The organism is Streptomyces sp. NPDC039423 (assembly GCF_055598725.1).
Genome location: NZ_JBVKAH010000001.1, coordinates 437,617 through 458,002 on the forward strand (window position 1 = coordinate 437,617; position 20,386 = coordinate 458,002).

Annotated in this window: 14 protein-coding genes; 9 read left to right on the top strand and 5 right to left on the bottom strand. The window is 73.0% G+C overall.

Annotation, left to right across the window (positions count from 1 at the left end; all coding sequences use genetic code 11):
* Positions 1 to 30: 30 nt before the first annotated feature.
* The 8 genes from ACZ7LK_RS01880 (at position 31) to galE (ending at position 12,908) form a co-directional block, all read left to right on the top strand.
* Positions 31 to 1,083: a hypothetical protein gene (locus tag ACZ7LK_RS01880; RefSeq protein WP_471137935.1), complete on the top strand. Its 1,053-nt coding sequence runs from the start codon at positions 31 to 33 to the stop codon at positions 1,081 to 1,083.
* A 123-nt stretch (positions 1,084 to 1,206) separates the two neighbouring features.
* Positions 1,207 to 1,989 (top strand): TIGR03936 family radical SAM-associated protein, encoded by a 783-nt coding sequence (locus ACZ7LK_RS01885; protein WP_392274792.1) that lies wholly within the window; start codon positions 1,207 to 1,209, stop codon positions 1,987 to 1,989.
* A 183-nt stretch (positions 1,990 to 2,172) separates the two neighbouring features.
* Positions 2,173 to 6,414 (top strand): Rne/Rng family ribonuclease, encoded by a 4,242-nt coding sequence (locus ACZ7LK_RS01890; RefSeq protein ID WP_471137937.1) that lies wholly within the window; start codon positions 2,173 to 2,175, stop codon positions 6,412 to 6,414.
* A 398-nt stretch (positions 6,415 to 6,812) separates the two neighbouring features.
* The gene (locus ACZ7LK_RS01895) at positions 6,813 to 7,940 is read left to right on the top strand and encodes a DegT/DnrJ/EryC1/StrS family aminotransferase (RefSeq protein WP_392274794.1); all 1,128 of its coding nucleotides are present in this window, start codon (positions 6,813 to 6,815) and stop codon (positions 7,938 to 7,940) included.
* Positions 7,937 to 8,950: a Gfo/Idh/MocA family protein gene (locus ACZ7LK_RS01900; RefSeq protein ID WP_469464000.1), complete on the top strand. Its 1,014-nt coding sequence runs from the start codon at positions 7,937 to 7,939 to the stop codon at positions 8,948 to 8,950. Before ACZ7LK_RS01895 ends, ACZ7LK_RS01900 begins: the two co-directional genes overlap by 4 nt.
* Entirely contained in the window at positions 8,947 to 10,575 is a 1,629-nt protein-coding gene (locus ACZ7LK_RS01905; RefSeq protein WP_392274796.1) for a glycosyltransferase family 2 protein, read from the top strand. The genes ACZ7LK_RS01900 and ACZ7LK_RS01905 overlap by 4 nt, the downstream gene beginning before the upstream one ends.
* On the top strand, positions 10,572 to 11,855 hold the full coding sequence (locus ACZ7LK_RS01910) for a nucleotide sugar dehydrogenase (RefSeq protein WP_392274797.1): 1,284 nt from the start codon (positions 10,572 to 10,574) through the stop codon (positions 11,853 to 11,855). The genes ACZ7LK_RS01905 and ACZ7LK_RS01910 overlap by 4 nt, the downstream gene beginning before the upstream one ends.
* An 84-nt stretch (positions 11,856 to 11,939) precedes the next feature.
* The gene (gene galE, locus ACZ7LK_RS01915; RefSeq protein WP_469463998.1) at positions 11,940 to 12,908 is read left to right on the top strand and encodes a UDP-glucose 4-epimerase GalE; all 969 of its coding nucleotides are present in this window, start codon (positions 11,940 to 11,942) and stop codon (positions 12,906 to 12,908) included.
* 69 nt (positions 12,909 to 12,977) lie between these two features.
* On the opposite strand, the gene ACZ7LK_RS01920 is transcribed toward galE, so the two are convergent.
* The 4 genes from ACZ7LK_RS01920 to ACZ7LK_RS01935 form a co-directional block, all read right to left on the bottom strand.
* Positions 12,978 to 15,110 carry a glycosyltransferase family protein gene (locus tag ACZ7LK_RS01920; protein WP_469463997.1) on the bottom strand — a complete coding sequence of 711 codons (2,133 nt, stop codon included), beginning with the start codon at positions 15,108 to 15,110 and terminating at the stop codon, positions 12,978 to 12,980.
* Complete coding sequence (locus ACZ7LK_RS01925) at positions 15,107 to 16,483, bottom strand: glycosyltransferase (RefSeq protein WP_469464013.1); 1,377 nt, start codon at positions 16,481 to 16,483, stop codon at positions 15,107 to 15,109. The genes ACZ7LK_RS01920 and ACZ7LK_RS01925 overlap by 4 nt, the downstream gene beginning before the upstream one ends.
* 113 nt (positions 16,484 to 16,596) lie before the next feature.
* A complete protein-coding gene (gene wecB / locus ACZ7LK_RS01930) occupies positions 16,597 to 17,700 on the bottom strand; it encodes a non-hydrolyzing UDP-N-acetylglucosamine 2-epimerase (RefSeq protein ID WP_392274800.1) in 1,104 nt (367 codons plus the stop codon).
* A gap of 244 nt (positions 17,701 to 17,944) precedes the next feature.
* A complete protein-coding gene (locus ACZ7LK_RS01935; RefSeq protein WP_469463996.1) occupies positions 17,945 to 18,346 on the bottom strand; it encodes a PIN domain-containing protein in 402 nt (133 codons plus the stop codon).
* A 136-nt stretch (positions 18,347 to 18,482) separates the two neighbouring features.
* Here ACZ7LK_RS01935 and ACZ7LK_RS01940 point away from each other — a divergent pair, with 136 nt between their 5' ends.
* Complete coding sequence (locus ACZ7LK_RS01940) at positions 18,483 to 19,625, top strand: PLL family lectin (protein WP_471137942.1); 1,143 nt, start codon at positions 18,483 to 18,485, stop codon at positions 19,623 to 19,625.
* Positions 19,626 to 19,715: 90 nt separating this feature from the next.
* Here ACZ7LK_RS01940 and ACZ7LK_RS01945 read toward each other — a convergent pair whose 3' ends face one another.
* Positions 19,716 to 20,318, bottom strand: a complete 603-nt coding sequence (locus tag ACZ7LK_RS01945) for an acyltransferase (protein ID WP_392274803.1) — start codon at positions 20,316 to 20,318, stop codon at positions 19,716 to 19,718.
* Between the last annotated feature and the right edge of the window lie 68 nt (positions 20,319 to 20,386).

Sequence of the window (20,386 nt, forward strand, 5' to 3'; positions counted from 1 at the left end):
CCTGGCCGGGCCGTTCGCGTCCTCACCCGCATGGACGTGGACAAGCGTGAGCCGGAGGGCTGCCTGACGGCCGCCGTCAGGATTCCGGTACGGATCGTGGTGCTGCTCGTCGTGCTGCCCGTGCGCATGGTGTGGGACGCCCTCACCGCGTGCGGCCGGGCACTCGACCGGGTGGTGCTGCGGCCGCTGGGCCGGCTGCTGTACGTGCTGTTCGTCACCCCGCTGGTGTGGCTGTACGCCTACGTCCTCGCGCCCTTCGGCCGGGGCCTGGCGTGGCTGGCCGGGGCGCTGGTGACGTACGGGCTCGTGAAGCCGGCCCGCGGCCTGTACCGGTGGGTGCTCGCTCCGGTGGGGCACGCGCTGGTGTGGCTGGTGGACACGCTGGTGGTGACCCCGGCGCGGTGGCTGTACCGGTGGGTGCTCACCCCGCTCGGGCACGCGCTGGTGTGGCTGGTGGACACGCTGGTGGTGACCCCGGCGCGGTGGCTGTACCGGTGGGTGCTCACCCCGCTCGGGCACGGTGTCACCTGGCTGGCGAGGGCGCTGTTCGTCCGGCCGTGGGTGGCGCTGTGGTGGTACGTCGTGGTTCCCGTCGTGCGGTACGGGATCGTCGTCCCGCTCGGGTGGCTGTACCGGTGGGTGCTCGCACCGGTGGGGCGGGCGCTGGTCGTGGTGGCCCGGGAGCTCCGGGACGCGGTCGTGGTGGCGTGGCGGGTCGCCGGGTACCTGTCGCGGGCCGTGGGGCGCGGACTGAAGTGGCTCGGATGGAACCTGCTCGGGCGGCCGGTGGCGTGGTGCTACCGGAACGTGTGCACGCCGGTCGGCCACGCGCTGCGCGACCACCTGTGGCGGCCGGTGCGCGCCGCGGTCGCCGGAGCGGGGCGCGCCACCGCGGCGGCGCTCGCCTCCGCGCGCGAGACCGTGCGCCGGGCCCGCCGGGAGGCGTGGCGGGCGCTGGTCGGCGGACCTTCGGCGGGCCGGGCCGGGGAACCGGCCGGCGTCGCGGCGCGTAGTCTGGGTAGTACAACGACCGCACCTGGCGTGGCGCCCGCACCCGAGATCTCCCCGCGACAGCGGGGGTGAGCCGGGCGGGACCCCCGGGAGCCGCCCGAATTTCGTGGGCGGAGCGCCACCGCGCCCGCCCCGCACCGAGGAGAAGAACCACTGGGCAAGCGACAGCCCGAAGGCCCGCCGCCCGCACCGGCAGTGCAGCGCATCCGCCTGCGCTACACCAAGCGCGGCCGCCTCCGGTTCACCAGCCACCGCGACTTCCAGCGCGCGTTCGAGCGAGCGCTGCGGCGCGCCGAGGTGCCCATGGCGTACTCGGCGGGCTTCACCCCGCACCCGAAGGTCTCGTACGCCAATGCCGCACCCACCGGCACGGGCTCCGAGGCCGAATACCTGGAGATCGCGCTCACCGCTCACCGCGACCCGGCGACGCTGCGCGAGCTGCTCGACGAGTCGCTGCCGGACGGGCTCGACATCATCGACGCCGTCGAGGCCCGTACCTCGGGTCTCGCCGACCGGCTCACCGCCTCCGTCTGGGAGCTGCGCCTGGAGGGAGTGGCGGTCGAGGACGCCGAACGCGCCGTCGCCGCCTTCCTCGCCGCCGAGGCCGTCGAGGTGCGGCGCAAGACCAAGAACGGGATGCGCACCTTCGACGCACGGGGCGCCGTGGCGGGGCTGGAAGCCGTTCCCGCGCCGTCTGATAGGAGCGGGCAGGCCCCCTGTGCGATACTGCGGCTGGTTGTTCGGCACGTGACACCTGCCGTGCGACCCGACGACGTCCTGTCCGGTCTCCGAGCTGTGGCCGACCTGGCGCCGCCGGTCCCCGCAGCGGTGACCAGGCTGGCGCAGGGGCTCTTCGACGAGGAGTCCGGCACGGTGACCGACCCGCTCGCGCCCGACCGCGAGGCAGTCACGGCCGCCCCACAAAGGGCCGCCGGACCCGCCGCCGCCCCGGAGCCGACAGGTGCAGGTTCCGCGTAGGGCGGTCGTTGTAACGCGGCCCTGGCACTCGGGAGCCACCTGGGTCGGGCCGCGTGCACCCACAGGAGACTTTCGCCAGGCCGTGCGTACCACGCGTACGGAACCGGCGAGCCAGACATAACAGCTCCCGTGCGGCGCCGCGCCAGACGCGGCGCCCGGGAGCGTGACGGGAGAACCGCCCGCATGCTCGAGCCGAACGAATCCGGCACCGCCGGTCACCACAACGAAGAGAACGACTCGCCCAGCGACACGCTGCCGCCGCGCCGCCGTCGCCGTGCCGCGTCCCGGCCGGCCGGGCCCCCGGTCACGGCCGCCGCCGACGCTCCGGCCGGCGAGGTCGTCGTCGAGACGGCCACCGCCGAGGTGGCCGACGTCGCGTCCCTCGCCGAGGCGCCGAACGAGGCGCCCGAGCCGGCCCCGGCGCGTCCGCGTCGTCGTGCGACCCGTAAGGCGACCGCCCCGGCGGGTGCGCCGCAGACCGCCGAGACGCCCGTCGTCGAGGAGCCGCAGGCCGTGGAGGCGCCGGCTGTGGAGGCGCCCGTGGCCGAGGAGCCGGAGGCCGCTCCGGCGCGTCCGCGTCGTCGTGCCACCCGTAAGGCGACCGCTCCGGCGGGTGCGCCGCAGACCGCCGAGACGCCCGTCGTCGAGGAGCCGCAGGGCGCCGAGGCGCCGGCTGTGGAGGCGCCCGCGGTCGAGGAGCCGGAGGCCGCTCCGGCGCGTCCGCGTCGTCGTGCCACCCGTAAGGCGACCGCTCCGGCGGGTGCGCCGCAGACCGCCGAGACCCCCGTCGTCGAGGAGCCGCAGGGCGCCGAGGCGCCGGCTGTGGAGGCGCCCGCGGTCGAGGAGCCGGAGGCCGCTCCGGCGCGTCCGCGTCGTCGTGCCACCCGTAAGGCGACCGCTCCGGCGGGTGCCCCGCAGACCGCCGAGACGCCCGCCGCCGAAGAGCCGCAGGCCGCGGAGGCACCGGTCGCCGAGGCCCCCGCCGCCGAGGCCCCGGCCGCCGAGGAGGCCGAGTCCGCCGCCCCGCGCCGGACCCGTCGCCGCGCCACCCGCAAGGCCACCGCCCCCGCGGGCGCACCCCAGGTCCGGGAACAGGACGCCGAGGACGCCGAGGGCACCGTGGCCGCCGAGACCGGCGAGGGCCTGCCGGCCGACACCGTCGCGCAGATCTCCTCCGGCGAGGCCGGAGCCGAGGTCGCCGCCGCCGAGGAGGCCGCCACCCGCGGCCGTACGCGCCGCCGCGCCGCCGCCCCGCAGTTCACCGCCGAGCCGGCGAAGAAGCCCGAGCAGTCCCGCGGCCGCCGTGCCGCGCGGCCCGCCGTGCCCGTCTTCCAGGCCCCGGTCTTCACCGAGCCGATGTTCCAGACCCCGGAGACCGCCGCCGCCGCGGCCGCCGCCGAGGCCGCCGTGCGCGAGGAGGCCGACGAGGTGGAGGAGGTCGAGGAGGTCACCGAGACCGCCGCTCCGGCCCCCGCCCGGGCCGCCGAGCAGCCGGAAAGCGGTGGCCGCCGCCGTCGCCGCCGCCGGGGTGAGCCCGCCGAGGCCGCCGAGGCCGAGCCGGTCCGCACCGCCCCCGCCCCCGAGCCGCGGGCCGAGGCCGAGGAGGAGCCCGAGGCCGAGGCCGAGGAGGAGGCCGCCGAGGGCGAGGACACCGACGAGTTCGGTGACCGCCCCTCCCGCCGCCGCCGTCGCGGTGGCCGCCGCCGTCGTCGCGGCGAGGCCGCCGAGGGCGAGGAGGCCGAGGAGGGCTCCCGCGCCGAGGCCGAGGGCGCCGACCAGGACGCCGAGGACGAGGAGCAGGACGAGGAGGCCGAGGAGCACGAGGGCGGCACCCCGTCCGCCGCCGGCACCAGCAGCTCGCGCCGTCGCCGCCGCCGTCGCCGCCGCAGCGGTGACGCCGGCCCGGACGCGGAGCCGACCGCCGAGGACGACGGCGTCCGTACGGTCGTCAAGGTCCGCGAGCCGCGCCCCGCGCGGGAGAAGGCCGAGCCGTCCGACGAGGTGCAGTCCATCAAGGGCTCGACCCGTCTGGAGGCGAAGAAGCAGCGCCGCCGCGAGGGCCGCGAGCAGGGCCGTCGCCGGGTGCCGATCATCACCGAGGCGGAGTTCCTGGCGCGCCGCGAGGCCGTCGAGCGCGTGATGGTCGTCCGCCAGAGCGGCGAGCGCACCCAGATCGGCGTCCTCGAGGACAACGTGCTCGTCGAGCACTATGTCAACAAGGAGCAGGCCACCAGCTACGTCGGCAACGTCTACCTGGGCAAGGTCCAGAACGTGCTGCCGTCCATGGAGGCCGCGTTCGTCGACATCGGCAAGGGCCGCAACGCCGTCCTGTACGCCGGTGAGGTCAACTTCGAGGCGCTCGGCATGGCCAACGGGCCGCGCCGCATCGAGACCGCGCTCAAGTCCGGCCAGTCCGTCCTCGTCCAGGTGACGAAGGACCCGATCGGCCACAAGGGCGCCCGCCTCACCAGCCAGGTCTCGCTGCCCGGCCGCTACCTGGTCTACGTGCCCGAGGGCTCGATGACCGGTATCAGCCGCAAGCTCCCCGACACCGAGCGGGCCCGGCTGAAGACCATCCTCAAGAAGATCGTCCCCGAGGACGCGGGCGTCATCGTGCGCACCGCCGCCGAGGGCGCGAGCGAGGACGAGCTGCGCCGTGACGTCGAGCGTCTCCAGGCGCAGTGGGAGGACATCCAGAAGAAGGCGAAGAGCGGCAACGCCCCGACCCTCCTCTACGGTGAGCCCGACATGACCGTCCGGGTCGTCCGCGACATCTTCAACGAGGACTTCTCGAAGGTGATCGTCAGCGGCGACGAGGCGTGGAGCACCATCCACGGGTACGTGTCCCACGTCGCGCCCGACCTGGCGGACCGGCTCCAGCGCTGGACGTCCGAGACGGACGTCTTCGCGACGTACCGGATCGACGAGCAGCTTATGAAGGCGCTGGACCGCAAGGTCTGGCTGCCGTCCGGCGGTTCGCTGGTGATCGACAAGACCGAGGCCATGATCGTGGTCGACGTCAACACCGGTAAGTTCACCGGCCAGGGCGGCAACCTGGAGGAGACCGTCACCAGGAACAACCTGGAGGCGGCCGAGGAGATCGTGCGCCAGCTGCGGCTGCGCGACCTCGGCGGCATCGTCGTCATCGACTTCATCGACATGGTGCTGGAGTCCAACCGGGACCTGGTGCTGCGGCGTCTGCTGGAGTGCCTGGGCCGGGACCGCACGAAGCACCAGGTCGCCGAGGTCACCTCGCTGGGCCTGGTCCAGATGACCCGCAAGCGGGTGGGCCAGGGCCTGCTGGAGTCCTTCTCCGAGACCTGCGTCCACTGCAACGGCCGTGGCGTGATCGTGCACATGGAGCAGCCGACGTCCGCCGGTGGCGGTGGCAACGGCTCCAAGCGCTCCAAGAAGCGCGGGCGCGCCGCCGAGGCGGAGCCGGAGACGGCCGTCGCCGAGGCGGAGTCCACGACGGCCGAGGCCGAGGTGGAGACCGAGGCCGAACTCGCGGCGGAGGTCGCCGCCCCGGTGGCGGTCGAGGAGCCGTTCCGTCCGGACGAGGAGCTGTACTCCAGCGTCGCGGAGGCCGAGGCGGCCGCCGGCCGTGGCCGTTCCCGCCGCCGGGCGTCCCGCAAGGCGTCCGCCCCGGCCGGTGCGCCGAAGGCCGCCGCGGAGCCCGAGCCGCACCTGGGCGTCGCCGAAGTGGCCCCCGAGGCCATCGAGGTGGAGGCGCTTCCGGCACTCGCCACCGCCGCCGAGGAGGCGGCCGCCTCGGAGGCGGCCCCCGCCCCCGAGGCGCCGCAGGGCCGCACCCGTCGGCGCGCCACCCGCAAGGCGTCCGCCCCGGCGGGCCCGCCGAAGCCGGTGGAGGCCGAGCAGCCCGCGCCCGTCGAGGCCGCGCCCGTCCAGCCGGAGCCGGTCGAGGCCGAGCAGGCCGAGGAGCCGCGCCCCGAGCAGGCCGAGGAGCCGCGCCCCGCCGCCGAGGAGGCCCCCGTGGCCGCCCCGCCGCGTGCGCGCCGCCGGGTGGTCCGCAAGGTCACCGCGCCGGCCGCTTCCCCGGCGGGTGCCGCCGAAGCCGCGGTCATCGTCGTGAGCAGCGGCTCCCCGGCACGGACCACGGCCGACGAGACCCCGGAGCCGGCGACGGCACCGGAGGCCGGGGCCACCGAGGCGGAGGCCACCGGGGCGGAGACCACCGGGGCCGAGGCGCCGGTGAAGAAGGCCGCGGCCCGCAAGACCGCCAAGAAGGCCACGGCGAAGAAGGCGCCCGCCAAGAAGACGGCCGCCAAGAAGACGACCACGGCCAAGACGACCACGGCCAAGAAGACCGCGGTCAAGAAGACGGCCACCAAGTCGGCGAAGACGGCGAAGACGGCGAAGGCCGCCACGTCGGCACCGAAGGAGACCGCCACGGCCGAGCAGTAGGCGGCCCGCCCCGAGGACGCCGGGCCCCCGGGCCCGGCGTCCTCGGGTGGTCCGACCGCCGAACAGTTGGTGAGCGACCGTGGAACGTTCCTCGTTCCGCCCCGCATAACCCCGGGGCGGAACCGGGATTTTGTTTCGGAATCGATGCCTCCAACGGTTAACGGCCCCGAAATTGACCAGGAAATTCCTGATAATGTGACGCCGGTCGCTGCCGTCGGCGGGCCCCGCCCGAAGACTACGGTCGGTGACCGACCCGGTTCCGGGACAGACCGGTCCCAGCATTCCTCGGTAGGGCGTCGGCATCGCGCCGGAGGGGTAAGCGCGGCCTTGATAGCCTCCGCGGGCACCCTTCAGACCTCTGCCACAAAGAGCTCTTGCGGTGTTCAAGGAGGACGTCCATGCCGAGCATCAACGAGCAGCCCATCCCCGCTGCCCGCCCGGTCATCGGTGAAGAAGAGATCGAGGCCGCCGTACGCGTACTGCGCACCGGCCGCGTCGTACAGGGCCCCGAAGTGGCCGCCTTCGAGGAGGGATTCTCCGAGCTGGTCGACGGGCGCCACTGCGTCGCCGTCAACTCCGGTACGTCGGCGCTGCACCTCCTTCTGATGGCGCTGAACATCGGCCCGGGCGACGAGGTGATCGTCCCCTCCTTCTCGTTCGCCGCCTCGGCGAACGCGGTCCGCCTCGTGGGCGCCGACGTCGTCTTCGTCGACATCGAGGCCGACAGCTTCAACATCGACCCGGCCGCCGTCGAGGCCGCCATCACCCCGCGCACCGCCGCGATCATGCCGGTCCACATCTACGGCAACCCGGCCGCCATGGACAAGATCATGGCCATCGCGGACAAGCACAAGCTCGCGGTCGTCGAGGACGCCTGCCAGGCCCACGCCGCGGCGCTCCACGGAACCCCGGTCGGCGCCTTCGGCTCCGGCGGCACGTTCAGCTTCTACCCGACGAAGAACATGCACTCCCTCGAGGGCGGCATGATCTCCACGGCCGACGCCGAGACCGCCCGCACGCTGCGCCTGCTGCGCAACCAGGGCATGGAGCAGCGGTACGCCAACGAGATCGTCGGCGCCAACATGCGCATGACCGACGTCGCCGCCGCCGTCGGCCGCGTCCAGCTCGCCAAGCTGCACGGCTGGACCGAGACGCGCATCGCCAACGCCGCGTACCTCAGCGAGCACATCACCGCGCCGAACGTCGTGACCCCCGTGGTCGCCGAGGGCGCCCGGCACATCTACCACCAGTACACGATCCGTGTGCGGGGCGGCGAGGGCGCGCGGGACGCCGCGATGGCCAAGCTCACCGAGGCGGGCGTCGGCAACGCCGTGTACTACCCGACGCCCATCCACCGGCTCAAGCCGTACTGGGAGCCGGACCAGAAGGCCGGCCGGAACTGGGACCTGCCCGAGACGGAGAAGGCCGCCGCCGAGGTCGTCTCGCTGCCCGTCCACCCCTCGCTGACCCAGAACGACCTTGAGCGCATCGTCACCGCCGTGAACGCGCTGGGAGAGAACCTGTGACTGCTGCTGGACTGCGGGCCGGCCTGATCGGCCTCGGCTCCATGGGACGCCACCACGCCCGCGTACTGGCCGGGCTGGACGGCGTGACCCTCGTCGGCGTCGTCGACCCGATGGGCGACAAGAACGGCTGGGCCCAGGGCGCACCCGTCCTGTCCACCGTCGAGGAACTGATCGCGCTGGGCATCGACTACGCCGTCGTCGCCTGCCCGACCGCGCTGCACGAGGAAGTCGGCCTGAAGCTCGCCGACGCCGGTGTCCACGCGCTGATCGAGAAGCCGGTCGCCGACACCGTCGACGGAGCCCGCCGCCTCGTCGAGGCGTTCGAGTCGCGGAGCCTGGTGGCCGGCGTCGGCCACATCGAGCGCTGCAACCCCGCGCTGCGGTCCCTGCGTTCCCGCCTGGAGGCCGGTGAGCTGGGCGAGGTCTTCCAGGTCGTCACCCGCCGCCAGGGTCCCTTCCCGCACCGCATCGCGGACGTCGGCGTGGTCAAGGACCTCGCCACCCACGACATCGACCTGACGGGCTGGGTCACCGGCCAGCAGTACACGTCGATCGCCGCGCACACGGTGTCCAAGTCCGGCCGCCCGCACGAGGACATGGTCTCCGCCGTCGGCCAGCTCTCCGACGGCACGATGGTCAACCACCTCGTCAACTGGCTGAGCCCGCTGAAGGAACGCTTCACGTCGGTCACCGGTGAGAAGGGCTGCTTCATCGCGGACACCCTCACCGCCGACCTCACGTTCTACTCCAACGCCGCCATCGCCACCGAGTGGGAGGCGCTGCGCGCCTTCCGCGGGGTGTCCGAGGGCGACATGATCCGTTACGCGATCCCCAAGCGCGAGCCGCTGCTCGTCGAGCACGAGCTGTTCCGGGACGCCGTCCTCGGCAAGGGCGACGACATCTGCACGCTGCGCCAGGGTCTGCGTACGGTGGAGGTGGCCGCGGCCGTCCTCGACTCCGCCGACCGCGGTGTCACCGTGCGGCTCACCCCGGAGGACGTGGCCAGTTGACCACACCCGATGTCACCGTCGTGGTAGCCGTGTACAACACGATGCCGTACCTCACCGAGTGCCTGAACTCGCTGGTGGGGCAGAGCATCGGGCTGGACCGGCTCGAGGTCGTGGCCGTCGACGACGGCTCGACCGACGACAGTGGCCGGGAACTGGACCGCTTCGCGGAGAAGTACCCGAACACTGTCAAGGTGATCCATCAGGCCAACTCCGGTGGCCCGGCCGCTCCCAGCAACCGGGCCCTGGAGCTGGCCACCGGTCGTTACGTGTACTTCATCGGGTCCGACGACTACCTGGGCAGCGAGGCCCTGGAGCGCATGGTGGCCTGTGCCGACGAGCACGGCTCCGACGTCGTCGTCGGCAAGATGGTCGGCACCAACGGCCGTTACGTCCACCAGGCGCTCTACAAGAAGAGCGACCCGGACGTGTCGCTGTACGACTCGGCCCTGCCGTTCACGCTGGCCAACACCAAGCTCTTCCGCCGCGAACTGGTGGAGAAGCACGGCTTGCGCTTCCCCGAGGACCTGCCGGTCGGCTCCGACCAGCCGTTCACCATCGAGGCGTGCGTACGGGCCGCGAAGATCTCGGTCCTGGCGGACTACACGTACTACTACGCGGTCAAGCGCGGTGACGCCAGCAACATCACCTACCGGGCGAACCACCTGGCCCGGCTCCGCTGCACCGAGCGGATCATGCACTTCACGGCCTCGCTCATCGAGCCGGGCCCGCAGCGTGACGCGGTCCTCAAGCGCCACTTCACCTGGGAGCTCGCCAAGCTGATCCAGGACGACTTCCCGGCGCTGGACGCGGTGACCCGGACCGAGGTGTGCGCGGGCATCGCGCAGCTTGCGGACGCGTACTTCACCGACGAGCTGCGCGACGCGATGGACGTCAAGCGGCGGGTCCGGATCTGCCTGGCCCGGCGCGGCGCCGTCGACCTGCTCGTGCGGGCCATCGAGGACGAGGCCGAGCACGGCTCGCCGCCGCTGCTGCTGGAGGACGGGCGGGCGTTCGTCCGCTACCCCGGCTTCCGCGACCCGGCCGTGGGGCTGCCCGACCGGGCCTTCGAGGTGATCGGCGAGTCCGTTCCCGGCCGGCTGGCCGAGGGCACCTCGCTGGTCGCGGCCGAGTGGGACCAGAACGGCGACGACATGGCCGTCGGCCTGACGGTACGGCTCGGGCTGGCCGGCGAGACCGGCTCCGCCGTCGTGAGGCTCGCCACCAGGGCCATGCCGAAGAGCGCCGACAAGCCCGGCGCCCGGCGGCTCCCGGTGGGCCACGAACTCCCCGCCCCGGTGGGCGAGTTCACCCGCAAGCCGACCGAGGACGGCGAGGGCACCCTGCTGACCGCGCGCATCCCGGTCCCCCCGAAGAGCGCCAAGCTCGGCGTGCGCGTGTACGCCGACGTGGCAGGCTCGACGTACGAGGTCCCCGTGCCGGTCAACGGCAGACCGCTGCCCCTGGCCCGGCGCTGGCGGGAGAGGATCCCGTACCGGATCTCCGCCAACGCCAACCCCAAGGGGCGGCTGGTCATCACCACGGCTCCGCTCTGGGAGCCCTCGCTCGGCGTGGGCAAGCGACTGCGTCAACTGATGTCCCGTGTGAAGAGGAAACTGACCCGATGAATATCTGTGTAGTCGCGCTCGGCAAGATCGGCCTGCCGCTCGCCGTGCAGTTCGCCGCCAAGGGCCACAAGGTCATCGGCGCCGACGTCAACGAGAAGGTCGTCGAGCTGGTCAACGCCGGCACCGAGCCCTTCCCCGGCGAGCACGACCTCGACCGGCTGCTCAAGCAGACCGTCGACGCCGGTCTGCTGTCCGCGACCACCGACACCGCCGCCGCCGTCGCCCAGTCCGAGGCCGTCGTGGTCGTCGTCCCGCTGTTCGTGGACGCCGAGGGCACCCCCGACTTCGGCTGGATGGACTCCGCCACCAAGGCCATCGCCAAGGGCCTGAAGCCCGGCACCCTCGTCTCCTACGAGACGACCCTGCCGGTCGGCACCACCCGCACCCGGTGGGCGCCGATGCTGGAGGAGGGCTCCGGCCTGACCGCGGGTGAGGACTTCCACCTGGTCTTCTCCCCGGAGCGCGTCCTCACCGGCCGCGTCTTCGCCGACCTCCGCCGCTACCCCAAGCTCGTCGGCGGCATCGACGAGGCGTCCGCGAAGCACGGCGTCGAGTTCTACGAGCAGGTCCTCGACTTCGACGAGCGCGACGACCTGCCCCGCGCCAACGGCGTGTGGGACCTGGGCACCGCCGAGGCCTCCGAGCTCGCCAAGCTCGCCGAGACCACCTACCGCGACGTCAACATCGGCCTGGCCAACCAGTTCGCCCGGTTCGCCGACCAGCAGGGCATCGACGTCCTCAAGGTCATCGAGGCCTGCAACAGCCAGCCCTACAGCCACATCCACCAGCCGGGCATCGCCGTCGGCGGCCACTGCATCCCGATCTACCCGCGGATGTACCTGTGGAACGACCCGGAGGCCACCGTCGTGCGCTCGGCCCGCGAGGCCAACGCCGCCATGCCCGAGTACGCCGTCGACCTGCTGGCCGCCGCCTACGGCGACCTCAAGGACGTCAACGTGCTCGTGCTGGGCGCCGCCTACCGCGGCGGCGTCAAGGAGACCGCGTTCTCCGGCGTCTTCGGCACCGTCGAGGCCCTCAAGGCCCGTGGCGCCGTCCCGTACGTCTCCGACCCGATGTACACGGCCGAGGAGCTGGCCGCGCACGGCCTCACCCCGCACCAGGGCGAGAAGGTCACCGCCGCGATCCTCCAGGCCGACCACACCGAGTACAAGGAGCTGGCCGCCGCCGACCTGCCGGACGTCACCGTCCTGGTCGACGGCCGCCGCACCACGGACCCGGCCCGCTGGGAGGGTGTCCGCCGCGTCGTCATCGGCGGCTGAACCCCCGGCCGGTCCCGTACACAACGAACAGAGGCCCTGCCCCGCGCACCCGTGGGGCGGGGCCGGTTTGCAGAGGGTTTCCCCATGACCTGGTTGATCACCGGCGGCGCCGGATTCATCGGCTCCCACGTGGTGAGGGCGATGGCCGAGGGCGGCGAGCGGATCGTCGTCCTGGACGACCTCAGCACCGGCCGCGCCGAGCGGCTCCCCGAGGGCGTCCCCCTGGAGGTCGGCACCGTCCTCGACCGTGACGTCGTCGACCGTGTCCTCGCCGAGCACGCCGTCACCGGCATCGTGCACATCGCGGGCAAGAAGCAGGTGGCCGAGTCGGTCGCCAAGCCGCTGCATTACTACCGCGAGAACGTCGAGGGCCTCCGTACGCTCCTGGAAGGAGCCGTCGGGGCCGGGGTCACCCGGTTCCTGTTCTCGTCGTCGGCCGCCGTGTACGGCATGCCCGACGTGGACCTGGTCACCGAGGCCACCCCGTGCGCGCCCATCAACCCGTACGGCGAGACCAAGCTGGCCGGCGAGTGGCTGGTCACGGCCACCGGGCGGACGCACGGCATGGCGACCGCCTCGCTGCGGTACTTCAACGTGGCGGGCGCCGCCACGCCCGAGCTGGGCGACGAAGGCGTCTTCAACCTCGTCCCGATGGTCTTCGAGCGGCTCACGGCCGGCGAGCGGCCGCGGATCTTCGGCGACGACTACCCGACGCCCGACGGCACCTGCATCCGCGACTACATCCACGTCGAGGACATCGCCTCCGCGCACGTCGCTGCCGCCCGCCGGCTCGCGGCCGACCCGGACGCCTCGCTGGTCCTGAACATCGGGCGCGGCGAGGGCGTCTCCGTCACGGAGATGGTCGGCATCATCCAGGACGTCACCGGCCGCACCGACGTCGAACCGCTCGTCACCGACCGCCGCCCCGGCGACCCGGCCCGGGTGGTGGCCTCCGCCGACCGCATCGCCGAGGAGCTGGGCTGGAGCGCCCGCCACGGCGTGCGCGAGATGGTCGAGTCCGCGTGGGCGGGCTGGAAGCTGCGCCACCCGTAAGCGGCACGCGTACGGCGAAGGGCCCCGGGATCGCTCCCGGGGCCCTTTTCCGTACGGTCCGGCCCTCGCCTAGCTTTCGCCGAGGAACAGCTTGTCGAAGGCCTGGCTCACGACCGGCCAGTCCCACGTCGACAGCGCGTACTCCGAGGCCAGCTTCCCGGCGTCCTGCCACGCCTCCTCGGTCGCCGTGGTCTCCAGGATCCGCTTCGCGGCCTCCTCCGTGGAGCCCACGACCCAGCCCTCCGGGTACAGCGTGCGGGCGCTGTTGGGCTTGCCCGCGTAGAACGGCCAGTCGCGGGAGACCGGGACGGCGGCGCTCGCCGCGCCCTCCATCAGACCCACGTGGCAGCCCTCACGCACCGACGAGGAGAGGATCACACCGATGTCGGTGAGCGCCGACGGCACGTCGTCGGTGGGGCCGAGCTTCAGCACGACGCCCTCCTCGATCAGCGGGGCGATCTCCTTGTCGAACTGGCGCCGGTAGTCACGGGTGGCGCGGCTGGTCTTCGGGTTCATGTCGCCGCCCACCAGCAGCAGCCGGTAGCGCTCGTCGTGCTCCCGCACCCGCCGCAGCACGTCCACGGCCCACATCGGGTCCTTGGCGACCTGGCTGATGCCCACCAGACCCAGGTTGAAGCGGGCCTCGGCCGGCTTCGGGCGGGCGAAGCCCGACAGGTCCATGGCGTTGTCGATGAGGTGCGCGCGCGGCGCGCCCTCGCCGCGCAGCATCGGCACCAGCGACTCCACGAGGTCCTTCACGTGCGGGGCGACGTAGATCAGGTCGTCGATCCGCGAGAAGTCCGTCATGTGCGGCCAGCGCGTGAACGCCTCGTAGCTGTGCAGCCGGACCACGATCCGGGTGTCGCCCGGGTCGATCGTCGTCAGCATCGCCGCCGGCCCCACCGACCAGTCCAGGAAGACGGTGTCCGCCCAGTCCAGGTACGGCCGCATCAGCCGCTCGACTTCCTCCTGGTAGGTGCTGGTGCCGCCGGCCAGGCGGTCCTCCAGCACCCGGCGGCCCGCCCAGGCGATCCGCTTGAGCGCCTTCTGCGCCGCCAGGTCCAGGTACCGCAGCTCCACGCCCTCGTGGTTGCCGTACCGGTCCAGGATGTGGTGCAGGAAGTTGTCGTTGGCGCTGGTGGTGACCAGCAGCCGCAGCGGACGGCCCTTCGGCGCCGGAGCCGCCGGGGTCTTGCGCCCCTGCGGGCGCTTCATCACGTCCATGACCTTGGAGCGGTAGAGCGGCTCGACGAAGCCCTGCGCGTCCTTGGCCAGGGGCGACGAGAGCTGGTCGATGTGCAGCACCCGGTGGAAGCCCAGGAACAGCGCGCGGTCCAGCGCGAAGGACGCCTTCTCGTGGTCTCCCGCGGCGAACTGGGCGTCGGCGTGCGCGAGCTGGGCGGCGACCGCCTTGTCGAGGTCGCGCGGGTTGAGGCCCTTGCCGAGCTCCTTCATCACGGCCTCGTCCAGCAACTGCGCCTTGAGCCCCAGGTCGGAGATCTTCGACGCGGCGGCGGCGAGCGCCAGGGCGGCACCGCTGGTGCGGCCCGCCCACTGCATGCCCTCGGCCACGTAGCGGGAGGTCGCGATGCGCACCTTGGGCGGCACGCCGGGGGCCGTGACGGCCGTGCGCCACATCCGGGCGCCGACCGTGGAGCGCATCACCGGGCGGGCGGTGGCGTGCCGCATGACCGTGGCGGGCAGCCCGTCCACGGAACGGCGCACGTTCTGCTTGACGACGTCCAGCGGCGGCAGGACGCCCCGGCCGGAGGTGGCGCCCTTCGCCTTGACGCGCTCGACGGCCTTCAGGGCCGGCGCCAGGCCGAAGTGGGCCTCCTCGACGCGGTAGTACTGCGCCAGGCGCCACACCGTGTAGACGGCACCCGCGTCGAGCGCCACCAGGACGTCCGCGTTGCGGGCGAGCCGGCGCAGCCGGCCGTCCCGCTGGGACTGCATCCACACCTTCATGCCGCCGGGCGCCGTACGGGCCTTGCGGCGCAGCGCCGTGCTGCGGAAGTTGAGGTTGCGGGGGAGCTGGTGCGTACCGTCCAGCTCCGTGGCGGCGAGGTCCTCGGCGACCGGATCCAGGTGGAACGTACCGGCGAGGAACGTCTTTGCGCCGGCGGCGCGGAACTTGCGCACCGAGTCGGCGAACACGCCGAGCTGGGGCCGGACGCTGGCGATGAACAGGACGTTGGTCACAGGGACGGTCCTCCGGCGGCGATCTGGTTCTCGGCGAGGGGAGCCGCGTCCGCGGTGTCCGTCTTCCCCGCCCCGAGGGCGGTGAAGTCGTCGATCAGCTGCTTCACGGCGGCGGTCATCAGCGCCTCGCGGGTGAACTGGTCGGCGTGCGCCATGGCTTCGGCGTGCACCTCGTCGCTCGTCTCCACCGCCATGTGGGCGGCCTTGACGAACGACTCGGTCAGGCCCTCCTCGTCGATGCCGACGGCACCCGTCCACAGCGGGTGGCCGCGCAGCACGTTGGAGGCGTCGTGCTCGACGACGTGCGCCGAGACGATCGGCAGGCCGGTCGCCATGTACTCGTAGACCTTGCCGGAGGTGACGTAACGGCCGCCGATGAGGATGAGGACCATCGCGTCCCAGCGGGCGTAGATGGACGCCACCTCGGCCTTGGCGGCGGGGCCGCCGAAGCGTACGCCGTCCACCTCGGCCTGCTTGAGGACCTCGGCGTGCCGGTTCGCCTCGCGGCCCGAGCCGTTGCCGATGTGGCCGCGCACCTCGAAGGTGGCGTTGGCCAGCAGCGGTTCCTTCTCGCGGGCGGCGCGCCAGGCGTTGAGCACGGTCTCCAGGTGCGGGACCGTGAAGTTGACGGTGCCGAGGTAGCCGAAGGCCAGGCCCGCCTCCGGGTTGGCGCGGTGCGCCTTGCCCGGCGAGCTGTCGGCGTCGTAACCGTTGCGCACCACGTGGACGCGGTCGGCGAAGTCGGGGTAGCGGGTGCGGTAGTGCTCCGCGATCGGGTCGTTGACGACCCACAGGGAGAGCGCGTTGTCGAGGATCTTCTGCTCCCAGACGCCCTCGGCGGAGTCGCGGGCGAAGGCCTCGACACCGTCGATGACGTCGATGGACCAGCCGTCGCGGAAGTCCACGGCGTACGGGACCTTCGCCTCCTCCCACAGCTTCCACGCCGCGGCGAGGTTGACGTAGGGGACGCAGCTCGCCAGCAGCAGGTCGGCCGGGTGCTCGGCGTGGACACGGAGCACCGCCTGCTCCAGGTCCTCGCGCCACTCACCGAAGTTCGGCTCGGGGAACGGCTCCATCTGACGACGGCGCAGTCGCGTCACCCACCCGTTCGGGTTGAGTGCGCGCTCCTCGCTGTAGAGACGGATGTCCGTCTCCAGGTCCTCGCGCACCAGGGGCAGTTCGACGATCTTGATCTTCGGGTCGACCTGCTCCAGGAGGGTGAGGTCGACGCCGGAGTCCCTTTCCCAGGACTCCTGCGCGATGGTGACGACGGTGACGTCCCAGCCCTGGTTGATGAACTGGTTCGCGGTCTCGCGCATGCGGTACGCGCAGCTCTTGGCCGCGGGCGGGAAACCGATGGCGAGGTAGATCACATGGGGCCGCTTGCCTGTCGCGGGCAGCCCGGACCTGGGAGACGCTGACATAACCGGTGACGCTAGCACGGTGACATGTACCGAAAAGTGCCTCGTGAGAGGACCTGTCCGGGTCACGCGTGCCGGCTGCCTCCCTTCCACTCTTCCATGATCCGGACAACGTTCTGGGCGGCTCGTCCGTCGCCGTACGGGGTGCCGGGGTCGGCCGTGGGCACCGCGCGGGTGACAGTCGCGGCCCACTCGTCGGCGGACAGCGTGTGCGGGTCGGGAACAAGGACGTTCCAGCCCGTGTCCACGGTTTCGACCCACTCCGTCTCGGGACGGATGGTGGTGGTGATGCGCTCCAGCAGGAACGCTTCCTTCTGGAGGCCGCCCGAGTCGGTGACCACACCGGCGGAGGCGAGCACCGCGGCGACCAGCCCGGCGTACGGCAGCGGACGGCCGACGTGCACGGAGCCGGTGTTCAGCTCGATGCCGTGCTCCTCGGCGCGCGCCACCAGGCGCGGGTGGGCGAGCAGCGCGACGGGGACCGGCAGGCCGGCCAGCGAGTCGAGGATCGCGCGCAGCCGCTCCGGGTCGTCGGTGTTGTCCGGGCGGTGCAGCGTGGCCAGCAGGAACGGCTTCGCCGGGTCGATGCCCTCGGGCAGCACCGGCGCGGGGTGCTTCCCGGCCAGGACGTCGTCCCGGATCTTCAGGCAGATGTCGACCATCACGTCACCGGCCAGCACGGCCCGGTCCTTCAGGCCCTCGTCGGCGAGGTGGCGCATGGCCTCCTCGGTCGGGGCCAGCAGGACGTCGGCGCAGTGGTCGGTCAGGACGCGGTTGTGCTCCTCCGGCATGCGCCGGTTGAAGGAGCGCAGGCCCGCCTCCAGGTGGGCGACCGGCAGGTGCATCTTCACGGCCGAAAGGGCGCCGGCGATGGTGGAGTTGGTGTCGCCGTAGACCAGCACCCAGTCCGGCTTCTCGCGCTCCAGGACCGGGTCGAGCGCGGAGAGCACCGCACCGGTCTGGACGCCGTGGCTGCCGGAGCCGACGCCCAGGTGGACGTCCGGGTCAGGGATGCCGAGGCCGTCGAAGAAGACGTCGGAGAGGTCGGCGTCGTAGTGCTGCCCGGTGTGCACGATGAAGTGCTCGTGCTCCGTCTCGGCGAACGCGGCCGCGATGGGGGCGAGCTTCACCAATTGGGGACGTGCGCCGACGATGCTGATGACTTTCACTGAGCACTCTTCTTCTACTGGGACAGGTCGATGAGGGAGGCGTGCCGTGCCATCGTAGGCAATGGCCGGGATGACCAGGCCCTCGGCCGCACCAAGGGCCGGAACACGCGGGTCCCGCGGGGGTGGTCGGACATGGTCAGAAGGTGCCTGCGCGGCCGTTCGGGCCGGGGATAACGATTCCGTGAACAGTTGACGACGGGGTTTCGCGGCGCGTTCCCGGGGCGTACGGAGGGGGCCGGGCGGCTCAGGGGCCGTCGGCTCCCGGCGCGGGCCGTACGGACCGGGGCCCGAGGGTCGAGGCCCCGTGGGCCGTCACCCGTCGGCGCAGCTCCCGGTCGGCCGTCACCACGACGCACCGGCGCCCCGCGGCGGCCGCCTCGCCCGCCAGCTCCACCATCCGGTCGTCACCGCTGCCCGGCGCCTCGTCGACCCGCACCCCGGGCACCGGCTCCACGCCCCGTGCCCGCCCCTCCACGACCAGGACCACGTCCAGCGGGCCGGGGTACCCGGGCAGGCCACCGGCGGCCAGGGGGACGAGCCGGTCGCGCAGCCGCTCGGCGGCACCACGGCGGTCCCGCCACCAGCCGTCCGGAACCGAACCGACCACGTTCGCGGCGTCGACGACGAGGAGAGTGAGCACGCCCACGAGGGTCCCACGCGGACGGGCTGGTGTGGGCCTTCCGGGGGACGGTGGGAGGGCGGCGAAATGCTATCGTCGCGCAAGCTCGGGGGAGCTGCGCGTGAACTGTTCGAACTGTTCAGGGGAAGGTCGGCGGTGAGCCATGGCGGTGTGGTCCGCGCGTAAGTCCAAGCGTCCTGCGGGCGCGCCGGCGGCCCGTGGCGCCGCCCCGGGCGGCACCCCGCTCCCCGACGCCTCCCTGCCGGCCACCACCGACTGGCTGGTGCGCGGCAAGGACGGCCGCCTCACGGCGTACGCCCCCGTCGAGGGCGCCGTCCTGCGCTGGACCGAGAAGCACCCGGGCGGACCCGAGTGGACCGGCCCCGAGACGATTCCGGCGCCCGGCATCGGCCCGCACGTGTCCATAGCCCAGGGCCCCGACGGTTACGTCCACCTCGTCGGGATGCGCCGCACGCGCCTCGCGGACGGCACACCCGCCACGGACGTGGTCTTCGCACTCCAGTACCAGTCCGGGCTGGCCGTGCGCGACTGGGCCGTGGTCGGCAACCCGTACCCGAACGACCCCGCGCTCGCCGAGCGGATCGGCCCGCCCGCGGCCGTCGTCGACTCCGAGGGCTCGCTGCACGTCTTCGTGCGCAACGTGGGCGGCGGGATCTGCGGGCGCACCTCGGTGCCGTCCGGCAAGTGGAACAAGTGGGCCGACCTCAAGGGCAGCGGGATCACCGGACCCATCCGCGTGTCGATCACCACCGACGGCCTGATGGAGCTGGTCGCCCCCACCGAGGAGCATGTACTGCGCTGGACGCAGGACACCAAGGGCGTGAAGTTCCAGCGGGCCGACGACATCCCGGCCCGCGCCCGGGCGGACTCGCTGTCCACGGAGTGCACCGGCCCCGGCCGCCTCACCCACTTCTGGCAGGACGCCGACGACGGCACGGTGCGGGCCTGGCGCCCCTCCGACAAGGCCCCGTCGGTCCTCGGCTCCGGCGCGGGCACCGGCCCGGTGGCGCTGCTCCGCACCGCCGTCGACGGCCACGACTGCACGATCATGGCCCGCCGGGACGCCGCGACCGGCCGCCCCGCCCTGGCCGCCTACCCCACGGAGGACGAGGCGCTGGGCGCGACCTGGACGCTCACCGGCGAGCCGTGCGTGGGCGCCCCGGCGCTCGCGCTCGACGGGCGCGGCCGTGTGACGATGGCCGCGTTCGGCACGGACGGCGCGCTCCGCGTCGCCCGCCAGAAGCCCGAACCGGGCCTGGCCCTGGCCCCCTGGCACCGGGCCTGAGCCCACCCTCCCGTTGTGGGCATTCGTTCCGCGGGGCGGGCGGGGACCCGCCGGGCCCGCCTCCTGGCGGTCGGCGGGGCACCCATCCGGTCAGGCGGCGCGTTCCGTGAGCGCGCCGTCCTTCTCGTCGTACAGCGCCCCCGTCCGCGGGCACTCCCACACGCCCGGCTCGCCGTCCCGCTCGACCAGCTTCACGCCGGCCCGGCCGACCCAGCCGACCTGGCGGGCCGGGACGCCCACGACCAGGGCGAAGTCCGGGACGTCCTTGGTGACGACCGCGCCCGCGGCGACCATCGCCCAGCGGCCGATCTCCAGCGGAGCCACGCACACCGAGCGCGCGCCGATCGAGGCGCCGTCGGCGATCCGCACGCCCACGGCCTCCCAGTCGCCGCCGCGCTTCTGCTGGAAGTCGGGGTCGACGGAGCGCGGGTTGTGGTCGTTGGTGAGGACGACCGCGGGGCCGATGAAGACCCCGTCGCCGAGCTCGGCCGGCTCGTAGACCAGCGCGTAGTTCTGGAGCTTGCAGTTGTCGCCCATGCGGACGCCCGTACCGACGTAGGCGCCCCGGCCGATCACGCAGGCCTCGCCGAGCTTCGCGCCCTCGCGGATCTGTGCGAGCTCCCACACACTGCTCCCGGCGCCGATCTCGACGTCGTCGGCGACCTGGGCGGTGGGCTGGACCCTGTAGTTCACTGTGCTCTGCCTTCCGGGATGCGTCTTCGCCCGGCGAGCATACGGGTCCGGCCCGCCCGCGCGGCCGG